This is a genomic window from Pseudovibrio denitrificans JCM 12308 (assembly GCF_001310815.1).
GTDB lineage: Bacteria > Pseudomonadota > Alphaproteobacteria > Rhizobiales > Stappiaceae > Pseudovibrio > Pseudovibrio denitrificans.
In genome coordinates this window covers 23,860-40,704 of the sequence record NZ_BAZK01000030.1, presented here as the reverse complement: position 1 = coordinate 40,704, position 16,845 = coordinate 23,860, and the positions used below count along the sequence as shown (strand labels likewise).

The 16,845-nt window shown below is 51.4% G+C and carries 16 protein-coding genes and 3 pseudogenes; 7 read left to right on the top strand and 12 right to left on the bottom strand.

Going from position 1 to position 16,845, the window contains the following annotated elements; genetic code table 11:
• Positions 1-8 precede the first annotated feature (8 nt).
• The 5 genes and pseudogenes from JCM12308_RS25010 to JCM12308_RS31940 all read right to left on the bottom strand — a co-directional run.
• Positions 9-578 carry a DUF1178 family protein gene (locus tag JCM12308_RS25010; protein ID WP_054785444.1) on the bottom strand — a complete coding sequence of 190 codons (570 nt, stop codon included), beginning with the start codon at positions 576-578 and terminating at the stop codon, positions 9-11.
• Complete coding sequence (locus JCM12308_RS25005; protein WP_054785443.1) at positions 575-1,429, bottom strand: carbon-nitrogen hydrolase family protein; 855 nt, start codon at positions 1,427-1,429, stop codon at positions 575-577. Before JCM12308_RS25005 ends, JCM12308_RS25010 begins: the two co-directional genes overlap by 4 nt.
• Positions 1,430-1,477: 48 nt before the next feature.
• Positions 1,478-1,741 (bottom strand): glutaredoxin 3, encoded by a 264-nt coding sequence (gene grxC / locus JCM12308_RS25000; protein WP_008550285.1) that lies wholly within the window; start codon positions 1,739-1,741, stop codon positions 1,478-1,480.
• Between the two features lie 154 nt (positions 1,742-1,895).
• Complete coding sequence (locus JCM12308_RS24995; RefSeq protein ID WP_208978933.1) at positions 1,896-2,489, bottom strand: ComF family protein; 594 nt, start codon at positions 2,487-2,489, stop codon at positions 1,896-1,898.
• Positions 2,490-2,741 (bottom strand): annotated as a pseudogene (locus tag JCM12308_RS31940) (double zinc ribbon domain-containing protein); the annotation flags it as partial.
• 126 nt (positions 2,742-2,867) lie between these two features.
• On the opposite strand from JCM12308_RS31940, the gene JCM12308_RS24990 reads away from it, so the two are divergent.
• Positions 2,868-3,752, top strand: a complete 885-nt coding sequence (locus tag JCM12308_RS24990) for a methyltransferase domain-containing protein (RefSeq protein ID WP_054785441.1) — start codon at positions 2,868-2,870, stop codon at positions 3,750-3,752.
• A 1-nt stretch (position 3,753) separates the two neighbouring features.
• Here JCM12308_RS24990 and JCM12308_RS24985 read toward each other — a convergent pair whose 3' ends face one another.
• The 5 genes and pseudogenes from JCM12308_RS24985 to JCM12308_RS24965 all read right to left on the bottom strand — a co-directional run bounded on the left by JCM12308_RS24985 (position 3,754) and on the right by JCM12308_RS24965 (position 7,518).
• The gene (locus JCM12308_RS24985) at positions 3,754-3,969 is read right to left on the bottom strand and encodes a Flp family type IVb pilin (RefSeq protein ID WP_041767730.1); all 216 of its coding nucleotides are present in this window, start codon (positions 3,967-3,969) and stop codon (positions 3,754-3,756) included.
• 29 nt (positions 3,970-3,998) lie between these two features.
• Positions 3,999-4,402 (bottom strand): annotated as a pseudogene (gene mutT / locus JCM12308_RS24980) (8-oxo-dGTP diphosphatase MutT).
• An 84-nt stretch (positions 4,403-4,486) separates the two neighbouring features.
• Positions 4,487-5,308 carry a GNAT family N-acetyltransferase gene (locus JCM12308_RS24975; RefSeq protein WP_054785440.1) on the bottom strand — a complete coding sequence of 274 codons (822 nt, stop codon included), beginning with the start codon at positions 5,306-5,308 and terminating at the stop codon, positions 4,487-4,489.
• Positions 5,289-6,521, bottom strand: coding sequence for a bifunctional glutamate N-acetyltransferase/amino-acid acetyltransferase ArgJ (argJ, locus tag JCM12308_RS24970; protein ID WP_054785439.1), 1,233 nt, complete (start codon positions 6,519-6,521; stop codon positions 5,289-5,291). The genes JCM12308_RS24975 and argJ overlap by 20 nt, the downstream gene beginning before the upstream one ends.
• A 127-nt stretch (positions 6,522-6,648) precedes the next feature.
• Positions 6,649-7,518, bottom strand: coding sequence for a peptidylprolyl isomerase (locus tag JCM12308_RS24965; RefSeq protein ID WP_054785438.1), 870 nt, complete (start codon positions 7,516-7,518; stop codon positions 6,649-6,651).
• 266 nt (positions 7,519-7,784) lie between these two features.
• Between JCM12308_RS24965 and secA the strand changes: the two are divergent.
• The 5 genes and pseudogenes from secA to JCM12308_RS24940 all read left to right on the top strand — a co-directional run bounded on the left by secA (position 7,785) and on the right by JCM12308_RS24940 (position 13,691).
• Positions 7,785-10,570, top strand: a pseudogene (secA, locus tag JCM12308_RS24960) (preprotein translocase subunit SecA).
• A 123-nt stretch (positions 10,571-10,693) separates the two neighbouring features.
• Entirely contained in the window at positions 10,694-11,509 is an 816-nt protein-coding gene (locus tag JCM12308_RS24955; RefSeq protein ID WP_054785437.1) for a class I SAM-dependent methyltransferase, read from the top strand.
• Positions 11,510-11,607: 98 nt separating this feature from the next.
• Complete coding sequence (locus JCM12308_RS24950; protein WP_054785436.1) at positions 11,608-12,150, top strand: PadR family transcriptional regulator; 543 nt, start codon at positions 11,608-11,610, stop codon at positions 12,148-12,150.
• 10 nt (positions 12,151-12,160) lie between these two features.
• Positions 12,161-12,766 carry a GyrI-like domain-containing protein gene (locus JCM12308_RS24945; RefSeq protein ID WP_054785435.1) on the top strand — a complete coding sequence of 202 codons (606 nt, stop codon included), beginning with the start codon at positions 12,161-12,163 and terminating at the stop codon, positions 12,764-12,766.
• 163 nt (positions 12,767-12,929) lie between these two features.
• Complete coding sequence (locus JCM12308_RS24940; RefSeq protein ID WP_054785434.1) at positions 12,930-13,691, top strand: SH3 domain-containing protein; 762 nt, start codon at positions 12,930-12,932, stop codon at positions 13,689-13,691.
• Positions 13,692-13,760: 69 nt separating this feature from the next.
• Here JCM12308_RS24940 and JCM12308_RS24935 read toward each other — a convergent pair whose 3' ends face one another.
• Complete coding sequence (locus JCM12308_RS24935) at positions 13,761-14,372, bottom strand: L,D-transpeptidase (protein WP_041767733.1); 612 nt, start codon at positions 14,370-14,372, stop codon at positions 13,761-13,763.
• Positions 14,373-14,719: 347 nt separating this feature from the next.
• Between JCM12308_RS24935 and JCM12308_RS24930 the strand changes: the two genes are divergently transcribed.
• Positions 14,720-15,502 carry an alpha/beta fold hydrolase gene (locus tag JCM12308_RS24930; protein ID WP_008550137.1) on the top strand — a complete coding sequence of 261 codons (783 nt, stop codon included), beginning with the start codon at positions 14,720-14,722 and terminating at the stop codon, positions 15,500-15,502.
• 81 nt (positions 15,503-15,583) lie between these two features.
• On the opposite strand, the gene JCM12308_RS24925 is transcribed toward JCM12308_RS24930, so the two are convergent.
• Positions 15,584-16,783 carry an NAD(P)/FAD-dependent oxidoreductase gene (locus JCM12308_RS24925; protein ID WP_054785433.1) on the bottom strand — a complete coding sequence of 400 codons (1,200 nt, stop codon included), beginning with the start codon at positions 16,781-16,783 and terminating at the stop codon, positions 15,584-15,586.
• Between the last annotated feature and the right edge of the window lie 62 nt (positions 16,784-16,845).

The window sequence follows — 16,845 nt, the reverse complement described above, 5'->3', positions numbered from 1 at the left end:
GCAGCCAATCAGTTGCGATCTTCCGGCAAAACAGGAAGCGGCATCAGCTCAATGCCCTCTTCCAAAAGCTCTTTCGCGTCGTCCGGTGTCGTTTCACCGTAAATCCCGCGCTCTTCGCTCTCGCCATAGTGGATCTTGCGTGCCTCTTCAGCAAACTTGTCGCCAACATACTCAGAGTTGGAAACGACCTGTTTGCGGAACTCTCGTAGAGCTTCCACCAGCTCCTTCGCTTTTTCAGGAACTTTCTGCAGATCAACATTGGATGCCGACGTCGCTACAGCCTGCTCTGAACTCGCAGGAGCGGCGGCAGCCGGTTGCTGTTCTTTCGCGACCGCAGCTTCCGATGCTTTCGCCTGAGCTGCTGCAACAGCTTTCGCAGCCTGATGTTCAACCTGCGCCTTCTTCTGGCTTCGCGAGGTCGACACATTTGGCGCCATTAAGCGTTTATGGACTTCTGAACTGTCACAGAACGGGCACGTGACCAGCCCCATTTCTTTCTGCTTGTCGTAGTCGCCAGAATTCCGAAACCAGCCATCAAACTCATGCCCATTATCACAGGCGAGAGAGTAATTAATCACCTGACCATCTCCCCACTCAGGGAAACCGTGGCCACGGAAAAATCTCGTGCATTCTCAATTGCCGGAATGCGGCGGCGGGCTTCATCAACCTTTGCCATATCAAGCTCACCAAGCAATACACCCGGCTCATCATGATCCAGTTCTGCAATCACACGGCCCCACGGATCCACTATCAGGCTGTGCCCATAAGTTTGGCGATCATCTTCATGCGCACCACCTTGTGCAGCGGTCACAACAAAAGCACCGTTTTCAATAGCACGCGATCTTTGCAGTACATGCCAATGCGCCTCACCTGTTTGCTTGGTAAAGGCAGCAGGTCCAGTCAACACTTGAGCACCGGCTTTGGACTGCTCACGGAACAGGGCTGGCTGACGAATATCATAGCAGATAGCCATACCAACCTTGGCAACACCAAGATCAACTACTGGAGAGACACTGCCAGCACTATAGCTTTCAGATTCACGCCAGCTTTCACCGTTCGGCAAGTCCACATCGAACATATGGATCTTGTCATAACGCATTACGACCTCACCTCGCGGGGAAATCATAAAACCACGGTTTGCCAGCTTGTCATCTTCAAGCCGAATAGCCAGAGACCCGATATGAACCCAGATGTTCAACTCATTCGCTAGAATGCCCAGACGCTTCAGGAAGGGATCAGCTTCTTCAAAACTGGAGGCAGCAAGTTGTGCTTTGCGGCTACGTTCCAACACATTGGTCATCTCAGGCGTTTGCACATAAACCGCGCCTTCAGCAGCAGCTTCTCTAACCAACGCCTCACAGACATCAAGATTTTCGAGCGGGTTTCGTCCCGTTCTCATCTGGATACATGCAGCCACAAAACTTGTCATCAAATCTCACTTTCAAAGCGCAGTGTGTAATACGCTTCCTAAGCTTCTTTAAATATCAGCACTTAGCAGACCATCCAAGTGGCCACGACGCTCCAGCGCAAACAGGTCATCACAACCACCAATATGCTCTGATCCAATGAAGATCTGCGGGAAGGTGTTCGCACCGTTCGCCTTGGAAATCATTTCCTTACGGATTGTAGGATCTTCGCTGTAGTTGAATTCTTTATAGTCAACACCCTTCTCATCAAGAAGTCTTTTTGCACGAGCACAGTAACCGCACATGTCACGGGTGTAGATAGTAACTTGAGCCATATTTTTGTCCTTTGGATACACAGCGAAGGCCAATAAAATTCAGCCATCAAAACTGAAGTCTATATGGCTCACAGCCAAATAAACCGCAAGTCCACCTCAACTCAAGTTGATCACTTGGTTATATCAAGCATACAAAACGCCGTTTCAACAGCAGCTAAGCATTATAGTCAGACAGATTTTCAGGATCTACCAGCGCAAAAACCAGTACATCAACTTGCTTTGCACCCGCTGCTTTCAAAACACGCGTGCACTCTTCAACAGTTGCACCGGTTGTCAGCACATCATCAACCAACACCACATGCGCACCGGAAACCTTCGCAAGAAAATACTCTGAAACTTCAAAGGCTCCTTTCACATTAGCTGTCCGCGCTCCCCGCTTAAGCCCCACCTGCTGATTGGTCTTGCGCGTGCGAACCAACCCATCCAGCAAACTCCGCCCACCAAGATGCTTTTGTATCTCGCGAGCAAGTAAAGCAGACTGATTATAGGTCCGCTCTCGCAATCGTGAGCTATGTAATGGAACAGGAACAAGAAAACTCTCAGCTGTAACCAGGTCTGCCCCTGGGTTCAGCATGCAGCCCGCAAGAAACTTGGATAATCGGATCTCACCATAGAACTTGAAGCGCTTCACCAGCTCTTGTGCCGGCCCATTATACAAAGCCGCAGCCCGCGCCCGCTCATAATCAGGAGGGTTTACAAGCGCAGCTGCGCTCCAGGCATTTGGGCCAAGTTCATAATGTAAAAGCACTCCGAGCCGCTCGCAGTATGGCGCTGAAATCAAATCAAGCTTCTGCCAACACGACAGACACAAGCCTCCCTCACCTTGCACCAGCTCGCTACAAACCGGGCAGCAGTGAGGAAACAATGCATCCAAAACGAAACTGAGGCTACGCTTCAAATAAGGAAGCAGCTTGAGATCTTTCAATCGGTGCTTGTCAGGCAGCTCTGCTCTTTCCACTGCATCAGGCAACCATTCCAGAGAAGAAAACTTGTCGCCCATCTATGCTCACCGTATATATCTGCAGATGAATTAGGCTAACAAAGCCTTCCATGGACATCACCCCATGTTCAATGGGGATATAACTTCCAATAGTGCGCACAGCACACTCTGGCCAAAGGCGCCCTCATGAGCGAACATACTCTCTTTGATCGTAACCTCATCGCACACCGGCGCATGACTGCGTTAAAGAGAGCGCAAGACGGCGCTGACTTTCTCATGAAAGCAGCTGCTACAGATCTTCAGGACCGCCTGGAGTTCATCAGCAGAGAGTTTGAAACCGGTATCGACCTAGGTGGACATACCGGACATGTGTTTGAGGTCTTGAAGAGTTCCGGAAAGGTAAAACACCTTCTCCGCGCAGATCTCTTCGCCGCCGACCCGAACCTCCCCAAGCCAGACATGATCGTGGACGACGCAGTTCTGCCATTTGCACCAGAAAGCGTGGACCTGATTGTCTCCACTTTGAATCTGCAAATGCTCGACGATCTGCCAGGCACCCTCATTCAGATTAAACGATCCTTGAAGCCTGACGGTCTTTTCCTCGGTCTTCTGTTAGGAACAGATACTCTGGCTGAGCTCCGTGACTGTCTCATGCGCGCTGAAATGGAAGTAAGCGAAGGCGTCTCTCCACGCGTGATCCCGTTTGCAGATACCAGAGATCTGGGCGGCCTCCTCCAACGTGCAGGCTTCGCACTTCCTGTGAGCGATGTTGACCGCCTCACTGTCAGATATGACACCATGTTCGATCTGATCCGAGATCTACGTGCAATGGGTACAACAAACCCTCTCAAAGAACGTCTGAAGACCCTAACAAGCAAGAAGGTGTTTATGAGAGCTGCGGAGATCTACGCTCAAGATTACTCAGACGCTGACGGCCGCATCCACGCCACCTTCACCTTCGCATCCCTCTCCGGCTGGGCTCCACACGAATCCCAACAAAAACCATTAAAGCCAGGCTCTGCAAAACACAGCCTGGCCGAAGCATTGGGAACGAAAGAGATCAAATCCTGATTTAGCCGGATACAGCAGACAGCAGAGTGTCAGAAATGAACTGAAAGTTGTCGGAGATCGTGCTGCTGATTGCAGTCAGGCTTGCAACAATGGCAAGAACAATCAAACCGGCGAGAATGGCGTATTCAACAGCTGCGGCACCGCGCTCGTCTTCCGTCATATGAGCAATCGTAAAACCACTTTTTTGATTGTGATACGCTTTCTCATTTAACGCCATTACTGCCTCTTGTTCTCCGTGATCTCCCGCTAATAAGACACAAGGTCGATTAGATGCGGGATCAGCGGCTCATCTGCTGGTGGCATGTCATAATCACGCAAACGAACTGCCCGTACCCATTTCAGGTTCTGCCCCTCTGCCCCATGAGGTGTGCCCGACCATCGCCTACAAACGTAAAGTGGCATCAGCAGATGAAAATCTTCGTAAGTGTGGCTAGCGAAACTAAGGGGAGCAAGGCACTCTTTTTTAACCGTAATTCCGAGCTCCTCGGATAATTCACGGATCAGACAATCCTCTGGCGTTTCATTGCTTTCAATCTTACCGCCCGGAAACTCCCAGAATCCCGCCATTGATTTCCCTTCGGGACGTTGAGCAAGCAGAATGCGGTTGTCTTCATCAATGAGGCACACGCCGCAACCATCACAATTTTCATTTATTTTCCCGTTTCACAAAGGACCACCCTGAAAACCTTTTAGAAACCATACCAAAGATCCCGAGTGAAATTTTACTGATTTTCTTAAGGCTGGGCGTCTCGGCAGTAGTGATAGGCATAGGCTTCCCGATATCCAAGGGAATCGTAGAGCTCTACTGCAGGCGCATTCTCAGCAACCACTTGCAGCCACGCTGTCTCGGCCCCTCGTTCGGCACCAAGCCGCTGCACTTCACACATCAACGCATAAGCCAATCCTTGCCGGCGGTAGGCTTCTGCAGTTGCTACACTAAAGATGCCAAGCATATCACCGTCGACAACACCAAGAAGAACTGCTGCGGGGATGCCATCATCAGTTTCCACGACCAGCGCAACCAGCTCAACAGCAACTCTGGAAAGCACATCGTGAAGTGCTTGCACCGTAGCATCAAGAGGCGCACCCGGCTGCGCGCCACCAACCAGCGCATATGTTCTGATCCACTCATCAAGAGAGACTTCACTGAGCTTGTAGCCCTTGGGCACATCAGTATCACCAAGAACCCAGATGGACCGGGACAGCACAAGCGTTTCATCAAGCCGCGTGTAGTTTTGCTCAGTCAGAACCTGATCTACATCTGCTGGAACCAACGGCGTCCAACGTATGTGAAAAGCCACATCGCGCTTCTTAAAGCGTTGACGAGCTGCAACAAGCCGCTCTTCAGCTTCATCGCCATCATTAACATCATAAAAGTTCAGCGAGTTATTGCGGCGAGCGCTTCCACCTGGTGAGAGCCGGGAAATCCAGCTCCCATCATGATGCGTCATTAAGCTTGGAAAGCAGTTCAGGTTCGCCTGCTCCAGCTTCAAAACTGTTTCCAGATCGCAGTTTGGTTGGCGAGGTTGAACCCGCTTAGCTTCTGTAGTCACCATTGATTGCCACATACTCCTTGGTGAGATCGCATGTCCACACAGTCGCGCTGCCATTTCCAATGCCAAGATCAACCTTCAGGACGATCTCATCTTCTTTCATGACTGCGGAAGCTTCATCTTCGCTGTAGTCTGGATCTCGCTCACCATCAACTGCTACGCGGATGTCACCAAACCAGATCGCCAATCGATCACGATCTGCAGGCTCACCAGCTTTACCAACAGCCATAACGACGCGGCCCCAGTTCGCATCCTCACCGGCAAAAGCAGTTTTCATCAGTGGAGAGTTAGCAATCGCCATCGCGATCCGCTTGGCAGAGGCATCGCTCTCAGCACCTTCCACCTTCACTTCAACGAATTTGGTTGCCCCTTCCCCATCACGCACGATCATCTGTGCCAGCTCAAGCATCATGCTGGAGAGAGCTTCGCGGAACTCAACAAGACGTGGATCCGCAGCATCTTCAATCCATTCATCACTTGCAGAACCAGTAGCAGCAAGCAGCACGGTGTCCGAGGTGGATGTATCACTATCAACGGTGATGGAGTTAAAGGAGCCGCCTACACACTCAGAAAGCAAGCTCTGCAAGGCAGGTGCTTTGATTGGAGCGTCAGTGAACAGGAAGCCAAGCATGGTCGCCATGTCAGGCGCGATCATACCCGCGCCTTTCGCGATACCGTTCAAGGTCACTGTCGCCTCACCCAGCTTCACACTTCGGGTGCTCAGCTTTGGATAGGTGTCTGTGGTCATGATCGCTTTAGCAGCATCCATCCACTTGTCAGCAATAGCATCAGTCACAAGGCTATCTGCAACATCTGCAAACTTCTCAGCCGGAAGAGGCTCACCAATCACACCAGTAGAGGCAAGGTACAACTCATCAGCAGCAAAGCCCGTCGCCTTAGACAGGATATCTGCAGACAGCTGAACAGAGGCTAGTCCCTTCTTCCCAGTAAACGCATTCGCATTACCGGAGTTGACCATAATCGCACGAGCAACACCCTTGGAAAGGTTCTGCTTACACCAGTCCACCGGCGCACTGGTACATTTGGATTTTGTGAACACACCGACAATCTGAGCAGGCTCATCAAACACTGCGAGAAGAACATCAGTACGCCCTTCGTACTTCAACCCAGCTGCAGCCGTCGCCATTCGAACGCCCTTAACTTCCGGAAGCTCAGGGTAAGACTTGGGTGCGAGTGGAGAAATAGTCGCGGACATGAAAACCTCCCGAAGATAACAATGCCAATGCATCAAAAAAGTAGCCCCGGAAGGCCTAAGCCATCCGGGGCTACAAAAACAAGATGTTTTATTTCAATAATCAGCAGAGCTAATAAGCAGATGCCTATTACTTGCTTTCTTCAGCCTTCGCTTCATCAGCATCTGCGCCAATGATTTCCACAGTGTTCTTGGCTTTCAGCTCTTCAAGCACTTCACGGAATTTCGCGAGAACCAGCTCCTGACGGATCTGACCTTCAGCAGCTTCCAGAGTTGGCGCTGGCTGAGTGCGGGCTTCCTTGTTCAAAATGACGTGGTAACCAAACTGTGTTTGCACAGGCTCTTTTGTGAACTCGCCTGGTTTCAGAGCAAAAGCAGCGGTTTCAAACTCAGGAACCATCTGGCCTTTACCGAAGAAACCGAGGTCACCACCGTTAGGGCCGGAAGGACCGGTAGACTTCTCTTTTGCAAGTTCGGCAAAGTCCGCACCACCTTCAAGCTGCTTGATGATTTCCTTTGCTTCATCTTCCTTTTCTACAAGGATATGAGCTGCATTGATCTCAGGCGCGCCCTGGTAGTTGGCATACTCAGCGTCATAAGCAGCCTTGACTTCATCTTCAGTAATCGCGCTCTGAATGTACTTCTGGAAGTAGGCATTACGCAGCGCACGAGTACGTTCAAATGCCATCAGGCGTTTAAAGTCGTCAGTTTCTGCGAGTTTTTCTTCCTCACCAGCCTCAGCCAGCAGTTTCATCTCCACCAGCACGTCGGTCAAAACCTTGCGCCATTCGGTTGGAGGAACACGCTGCAGCTGCTGCGCATAGTCCTGCGCGGCATAAGCAAGATCTGCTTCGGTAATAACGCTGTTTCCGACCTTGGCAACTGGCTTGTCTAGATCAGGTGCAGTGTCTGCATCCTGTGCCTGAGCAACATTCAGGCTAATGGCCAGTGCAGCAACTGCAACTGAGCTGCCGAGGATCCCTGTAAATTTACGAAGCATAAGATCTCTTTCTTTCCTGTTTATGGAGAGTTTAAAAAGAGTTGCAAAACAACAAAGCTTTATGTTGCGACGGCAACTGCCGTTGACAACCCTTGAGCCCACTCTTATCTCTCTGTCGCCTGCTTTTTTACGCGCAGGTGCTTAATATGCTGTGACTCATGTCAGAACCACAGAGTTTTGACTGGATAGATCACGAATGTGAAGTTTTTTAGGGCCCGGCCGCGACGTGAAACAACCGGCGCGCCCAACAGAGGAAGGACCGCCACATGGTGGGGCTCGGCGCACTCGCTCGAAAAATATTTGGTTCTGCTAACGACCGTCGGATCAAGACACTCAAGCCTAAAGTAGCTGCTATCAATGCTTTAGAGCCAGAAATGGAAGCTCTGACGGATGATCAGCTGAAAGCCAAAACAGACGAGTTCCGTGAGCAGCTTGCAAATGGCGCAAAGCTGGATGATCTCCTCGTCCCTGCTTTTGCTGTTGTGCGTGAAGCATCTCGCCGTGTTCTTGGCCTTCGTCAGTACGATGTACAGCTCATCGGCGGCATGGTTCTTCATGCTGGTGAAATCACCGAAATGCGTACCGGTGAAGGTAAAACCCTTGTGGCAACCGCACCAGTATACCTTAACGCATTGAGCGGTAAGGGTGTTCACGTTGTAACCGTGAACGATTACCTCGCCTCTCGTGACGTTGAGTGGATGGGCCAGATCTATCGCTTCCTCGGCCTAACAACCGGTCTCATCGTTCACGGCATTTCCGATGAAGAACGTAAAGCAGCTTATGCCGCTGACGTAACTTACGGTACCAACAACGAATTCGGCTTCGATTACCTTCGTGACAACATGAAGTACGATCGTGAGTCCATGGTGCAGCGTCCGCATCACTTTGCAATCGTGGATGAGGTGGACTCCATCCTCGTCGACGAAGCACGTACACCGCTGATCATCTCCGGTCCTCTGGAAGACCGCACCGATTTCTACAATGCCATCGATGCCTTCATTCCTAAGCTTGTAGATGAGGACTTCGAGATTGATGAGAAAGCTCGCTCCGCTACCTTCACTGAAGCAGGTAACGAGAAGCTAGAGCAACTCTTGTCTGAAGCTGACCTCCTGAAAGGTGATTCGCTTTATGATGTGGAAAACGTCACAGCGGTACACCACCTGCAGCAGGGCCTGAAAGCTCACAAACTGTTCCAGCGCGATAAAGACTACATCGTACGCAACGACGAAGTCGTCATCATTGACGAGTTCACCGGTCGTATGATGCCAGGTCGTCGTTTCTCTGAAGGCCTTCACCAGGCTCTGGAAGCAAAAGAAAAAGTTGCGATCCAGCCAGAGAACCAGACCCTCGCGTCTATTACATTCCAGAACTACTTCCGCATGTACGACAAGCTTGCTGGCATGACCGGTACAGCGATGACCGAAGCGGAAGAATTCATGGACATCTACAGCCTGGATGTTGTTGACATTCCAACCAACGTTCCTGTGCAGCGTATTGACGACGACGATGAGTCTACCGCACCGTCGCTGAGAAATACAACGCGATCATGGAGCTGGTTGACGACTGTCACGAACGCGGTCAGCCAGTTCTGGTTGGCACCACATCCATCGAAAAGTCCGAGCTGCTGGCTGAGCTTCTCATGAAGCATGGTTACAAGCAGATCGACGTTTCTGATCCAAAGGCACTTGCTGACTACGCAAAGTCCGCTGGCAAGCAGAAAGTCTTTGCAGTTCTGAACGCGCGTTACCATGAGCAGGAAGCAAGCATCATCGCACAGGCAGGTGTGCCGGGCGCTGTGACCATTGCAACCAACATGGCAGGCCGTGGTACCGACATTCAGCTCGGTGGTAACGTTGAAATGCGCGTTGCGAACGAGCTTGGTGACATGCCTGAAGGCGCAGATCGCACCGCTAAAGAAGAAGCCATCAAGAAAGAAGTTGAAGAGCTGAAGCAAAAAGCTCTTGAAGCTGGTGGCCTTTACGTTGTTGCAACTGAGCGCCACGAAAGCCGCCGCATCGACAACCAGCTGCGTGGTCGTTCCGGTCGTCAGGGTGACCCTGGGCACTCCAAGTTCTTCCTGTCTCTGCAGGATGACCTGATGCGCATCTTCGGTTCTGAGCGCATGGACTCCATGCTTCAGAAGCTCGGTTTGCAGGAAGGCGAGGCAATCGTTCACCCTTGGATCAACAAGGCGCTCGAAAAAGCTCAGCAGAAAGTGGAAGCACGCAACTTCGACATTCGTAAGAACCTGCTGAAGTTCGATGATGTGATGAACGACCAGCGTAAAGTTGTCTTCGATCAGCGTCTCGAAATGATGGATCCAGAAGTCACTCAGGAAGCCGTAGCAGAAATGCGCGAAGAGTTCGTTGAAGACCTCGTTGCAGCACACATTCCGGAACGTGCCTACCCAGAACAGTGGGATACTGAAGGCCTGAAGGAAGAAGTTCGCACCAAGCTGAACCTCGATCTGCCAATCGTTGATTGGGCAAACGAGGAAGGCATCGCGGACGAAGAAGTAACCACGCGCCTGAAGAAAGAAGCCAACGAAGTGATGGCTGCAAAGGCTGCAAACTACGGTCCTGACATCATGCGTCAGATCGAGCGTGCAGTTCTGCTTCAGACCATTGATAATCTGTGGCGTGAGCACCTGGCGAACCTTGACCACCTGCGCTCAGCAGTTGGCCTGCGCGGTTACGCTCAGCGTGATCCTCTTCAGGAATACAAAACTGAGTCCTTCACTCTCTTCGAAAACATGCTGAGCACTCTGCGCCAGACCACAACAAGCCAGCTGATGCATGTTGAACTGGTTCAGCAGCAGGCACCTGAAACACCTCAGATGCCGGCTCACATGGAAGCACATCACACCAATCCACTGACTGGTGAAGATGAAATGGCTGAAGCTGATCGCCAACTGGCAGATGCGCGCGCTGCATCTGCACCAGAAGGCCGAGACTCAGAAGACCCTGAAACATGGGGTCGCGTAGGTCGCAACGAGCCTTGCCCATGTGGTTCTGGCAAAAAGTACAAGCATTGCCACGGCGCACTCGTCTGATCCGGCAATCATTGATTTAGAAAAGGGCTGCTTCGGTGGCCCTTTTTTATTGCGCAATGCCCACTCAATCTTGCTCCAAGGAAATCCGCACCAGAAAGGTGGGAGTATTCCAAACGCCTGAGAATGCTAATCTACGCACCTCTCAGCACCAACTTGCAAGACGCGGCAATCATGAACACCACAAGCACGCTCGCCTTTAACAAGGTCCTCCGACAGCTCACTCCCAAAACCAAACTGGAAAAGACACGAGCATCGGTAGAGGAGCACCTGGGGCAGCGCATTGAAGCATTCTATGCCCCCGCCAAAAACAGCTATCTGGCGCAACTTTGTGACGTCTACGGCAGCGACAAAGGCACCAACTGTCCAGAGACCACTCAGTTCAACTGGGAGCCTCACACCTACACAGACTTCTACAGTATGATCTTTGACCATTGCCGCGACAAGATCACGAACGTGCTGGAGTGCGGCATCGGCACCAATGACACCAGCTGCCTGTCCAACATGGGCAAAGAAGGGAAACCCGGTGCATCCCTCCGCGTCTGGCGAGATTACTTCCCCAACGCCGAGATCACTGGTGTCGATATCGATGAGAAATGCCTGTTCACCGACAGCCGCATTCAGACCTATCAGGTGGACCAGACTAGCCCTGAAAGCATCGCCAACTTCAAAAGCAATGCAAAGCCGGAGCCTTTTGACCTGATCATTGATGACGGCCTGCATCATTTCGAGGCCGGGGTTGTCTTCTTTGAGAACATCATAGACCTGCTCGCAAGCAACGGCGTCTATATGATTGAAGATGTGAATCGGCACGACATCCATCGCTATGCCGAGTATTTCCAAAAGCGCGAGAACGAGTTCAACTGCCGCTGCTTGCTACTCTATCGTCAACACGTAAGCCTACGCGACAACATGCTAGTGATGGTCACACGCAAACACTAACAGCTTCCATCCAGCCAAGTCTCAAAAGCCAAAGATTGACGACTCGAGCACATATATTCTAGTACTAGAATATGATCTTATTCTAAGGCTAGAATAGTATGTCTGAGAGCCTCACTGACAGCGAACTTCTCGTCCTCGGTCTCGTTTCCGAAATGCCTCGCCACGGCTATGAGCTGGAACAGATTATCGAACAGCGCGGCATGCGCGAATGGACGCAAATCGGCTTCTCCTCCATCTACTTCGTTCTCGGCAAGCTGGAAAAGAAAGGCCTCGTCACTGCTGAAAAACCAGCTGGTACGAAAGCGAAGAAGAGCTACCTCATGACAGAGGCTGGCCAACAAGCTCTCATCACCCAAACACTCTCAGCTCTCACCACAGTCCGCCCAACATACTCATCCCTACTCATGGGTATGATCCACTGGCCTGCCTTACAACGCGAGCAAGCTCTCGACGCTCTAAACCAGCGCAACAAGGCAATCCAGGAAGAAATCACCCGAATTGAAGGCATCCAATTAGATCAACAACCCTTGCCCGACCACATCGATACCCTCTTCGACTACTCCATCGCTCAGCTCAAATCAGAGGCCGACTGGCTTCAGAAAACTCTGGACTACATGACCTGCAAACCATGGAACACATGAGGACACAGCTATGACGACAACCGATTTCAGAGACAGGCTCTATGAACTATACCGCCCACCAAGCGACCATTTCACGTTTGTCGATGTTCCCGACATGCAATTTGCTGTGATTGATGGTGATGGCAACCCTGAAGGCGAGGTCTTTGCCAAAGCAATCAAATGGCTTTTCACCACGATCTACCCCATCAAACAGGATGCAAAGAAGCGGATGGGAAAACGCTTTGCAGAACCACCTTTGGAATGCCTGTGGTGGGCCGATGATATGAGTGATCTCATCCTTAGAAACAAAGATAAGTTAAAATGGCGTTTGATGATCGTCTTGCCTCATTGGACCGATGACGCCCTCTTCGAACAAGGCGTTGAAACCGCAGTTGGGAGACTGGGAGAAAAGCCTACAACACTGCGCAGAGAAGTCATGAAAGAAGGTCGCTCAGTCCAAATCCTGCATAAAGGGCCCTATGAGGAGCTGGAAGAGATCAACACCAAGCTCTACCAGGATTTCCTGCCAGAACACGATCTGAAACCCAACGGCTTCCATCATCAAATCTATCTGGACGACCCAACTCGAACCGCCTCACAAAAGAGAAAGACCATCATCAGACAACCAGTAATTTGAGGCACAAGCTCAGCGCAAAGTAGAAAACAACCACTCAACCTCCCCTAAGAGCTTCAGTAGAACCGCACAACACAACTTAAGCTTTCCTAGGCGAAACTTTGCTAGGCTCCTGCGAAAACAACAAGAATGGCGCGTCCCCAACCGCAGCCATCAGGAGCAAGAGATGGCCTCAACTGTCTTGAAAAATGCAGCCCGTCAGCTTCTAACATTAATGTTAGTGGGTGGGTTTTCAATAAGCATATTCGCACTACCTGCTGCAGCTCAATCAGATACCTCGGACAATCAAGAGCAGGATCAAGTCCCGTCTTCCGACACAAGCTCAGATCAGTCCGGCGCCGACCAATCCCAACAGGTCCACCCCGGTTACTACAGCCAAGTCGACCAAAGCCTCGGCGCCCTACTCTCGATCTACGATGCGCCCTCTGATGAAGCAGCAGTCATCGTGCAGCTGCCGGGCGATACGATCCTGAACTCAAGTGGTGAGGAAAAACAGATTGACGATACACGCTGGCAGCATGTCAGCATCGGAGAGATTGAGGGCTGGGTCCATGCAGACAAACTGAAAGCCGCAGTCCCCGTTCCATTCTCAGGCACTGATCTTCCTGTGCTTGGTGTATGCGGCGGAACTGAACCGTCCTGGAGCATTGAATGGAACTCCAACGTCGTCACCTACTCCAACATCATCGGCCTGCTCCACCGCGTGCCCTTCCAGTCTGTCACAGCGGAGAATGACAAGAACGCAACGCTTTTAAAAGCAGGCGACAAAGGCATCGAGCTTCAGATGACGATCACCGAAAAGCAGTGCACCTTCACGCCATTGGACTCATTCGTCTGGGGCGAAGCCGTTGCCACGGTCACTCAGCCGGGACAAAAGCCGGTCACTCTCAAAGGCTGTTGCCGCCCCGTTTCAGATGGTTACAAGTAAGCAAGTCAACCAGCCCAACAAAAAACCCGGGTCGCCCCGGGTTTCATTCGCTTCACATGTCACTCGTGATCAGTTCACGATAACCTTTGCACCAATGTCCACCTGCTCATACAGGTAGGAAACATCTTCGTTGAACATACGGATGCAGCCTGAAGATACCGCGTGGCCGATGCTCCAGTCTTCGGTAGTACCGTGAATACGATAGATCGTAGCACCTAGGTAGAGCGCACGTGCACCCAGTGGATTGTCTGGACCACCCTTCATGTAACGCGGCAGAATGCGACCCTTTTTCGCTTCACGACGGCGCATTTCTTCTGGCGGAGTCCAGCCCGGCCACTTCGCTTTACGGGTGATACGCTCAGTACCATTCCACTCAAAACCTTCACGACCAACGCCGATGCCATAACGCATCGCTTTGCCGTTGTCCTGTACGTGATAGAGGTAGCGCTTATCGGTATCAATAATGATGGTACCTGGCTTCTCATTTGTGCGGTAAGTAATCAGCTTGCGCTTGTATTTACGGCGCGCAGAGCTGGATGCCATGGCAGGAGTATCCGGGAAGATGTCCCATTGGCGTGTCTCTGGATTCCACAGCTTGCCCGCGCTTGCTGGTGCCACGAATACAAAGCTAACCAACGTACAAATGACAGCAAATATTCCCTTGCGAAGATGTCCTCGCATCGTCACCCCCTGAAATTGGCAGTAGTCCCTGACCTGCGGGACTTGTCGAATTTTAAAAATGAATCAGCACCGAGAAAGAATAAACTCTACCAAAAATTTTCTCGGCCCTCTGAGCTTCCATATGTTTCAAACTGAGACTGATTATCAACATCTGATAATCGATATCCAAGCAAAACCTCATTTCCGCGGGTCAATTGTTTCACTTTTTTGAAATTTTGCGAGGCCGAGCAAAATTTTCATCCAAATTCATCAGTCCTTATGCTGATAAAAAAATCCTGCCTTAGCCTAAGTCACAGGTAAACCTCCGAATGAAAGGGGCATATAATACGCTTAATGGGAGGCCTTATATGAATATCGATAGTATCCAAGATGTAACCTGCCTGCCTTTCACGGCCTTTGGTCCTGAAAGCGCAGAACCAATTATTTTCATCCATGGCTTTGGCGGTGACGCCAGCACATGGCGCAATATTCAAGTCCAATTAGAAAACAAACGCCGCACGATAGCCTTCGATCTGCCGGCCCACGGTCGCGCACTTGCAGACTTTGAGCCATGCAACGCTGTTGGCTCTGCCAAAGCGGTCGTGAAGTCTCTTGATGCATTGAAGCTCGATCGTGTCCATTTGGTCGGCCATAGCATGGGCGGCGCAATCGCAGCACTAATTGCAATGCGCAGTCCAGAACGCATCGCAAGCCTTACCCTACTGGCCCCTGGTGGTTTCGGTCCGGAAATCAACGCCAAACTCCTGCGCCGCTACGCAGTCGGGCAAACCGAAGCAGAACAGCAGGTGTTGCTGGAACAGTTCGTTGGTCTTGAGTTTGAGCTTCCTAGAAAGCTGGCCGATTACGTTGCCACCCAACGTTCAACTCCAGGTGCAGCTGAAGCACTGAAAGCGGTTTCCGGGCTAATTCTGGAAGGTGAAAGCCAAGGCGTACTGCCAACAGACAAGCTGGGCGAGCTACCGATGCCAATCAAAGTGGTGTGGGGCACACAGGACAAGATCCTGCCAACGCGCCAATGCCACAAACTGCCAGGCCCAATCGCCTGCCACGTCTTCGATCGTGTTGGCCACATGGTCCATATGGAGATCCCACAGGAAGTTATCCGGCTTATTCTGGAAAACACACGCTAACAAAAAGCCCCATCAAGGATGGAGCTTCGCTCATCAATCAGCGTGCCGGAAAACTTCTGGCACGCTTTTCTGTTTCTGAACTTATGCAGGTGGAAGCAGACCTTCCTTCCACTCCTGTCCAATCACACGACGTGCCATCATATGTGAGCGTGGGTGATTGATGCTATCAACCGCGATCAGCTTGCCCTTCTCCAGATACGCCACATAGAAGCTGTCAGCACTGGTATCGCCAACCAGCACAGCCTCATCATACCCATTGGAAAGACCAGCGATCTGCAGCTTGATGTTATGTTGATCGGACCAGAACCACGGCAGTGGATCATAATCATGGCTGTGGTCATTTGCAGGATCGGTCAGGGCAACAGCAACAGCCTTCGCCTGATCAATCGCATTCTGCACGCTCTCCAGCCGAATGCTTCTGCCATAACGCTCTGAGAAGAAGCGCACACAGTCACCACATGCATAAACATCTTCATGAGATGTCTGCCCTGCCCCATCGACAAGAATGCCATCATCCACATCAAGGCCAGCGGCAGCAGCAAGTTCAGAGTTTGGAACAGCACCGACGGCAGAAAGCACCAGATCACATGGCAGCTCGGTACCATCAGCAAGCTTCACACCTGTAACCTTGCCGTCTTCGCCTTCAATACTGGTCACACCAGTTCCGCAATGCAGTTCAGCACCACGGCCGGCATGCAAATTATGGAAGAAAGAGGATACATCCGGTGAAACAACACGCTTCAACAAACGCTCCTGTGCTTCCAGCACAACAACATCCAGCCCCATACCTTTTGCAACAGCGGTTACTTCAAGGCCGATGTAACCACCACCGATAACAACCAGTTTCTTGCCAGGAGCAAATAGCTTCTTAATCAGCTCAACATCACCGATGGAGCGTAGCGTCACAACGCCTTCCAGATCAGCACCCGGCAGAGGCAGGTCGCGAGCACGGGTTCCGGTTGCCAGCAGCAGCTTATCCCAGCTTACCGCTTCACCACTCGCCAGAGTGACGCTCTTATTTTCCAGATCAATACGATCAACCTGCGCATTCAGCTTTAGGTCAATGTTGTTCATCTCATAAAACGCTTCCGGGCGAATGAACAGCGCATCCGGCTCCACTTCGCCACTCAGAAACTTCTTGGAAAGCGGCGGGCGTTGATAAGGTGGCTGCGGCTCGTTGCCAAGCATCACGAGCTCACCTTCATATCCCTTTTGTCGAAGAGTTTGCGCGGCCTGCACACCTGCCTGTCCAGCGCCCACCACAACAATCTTATTTATCATTCTCAAAACCCGTATTAGCCGCAGAAAGACAGCACCTCACAGCCGTGCTGCCTGCTTTGCTC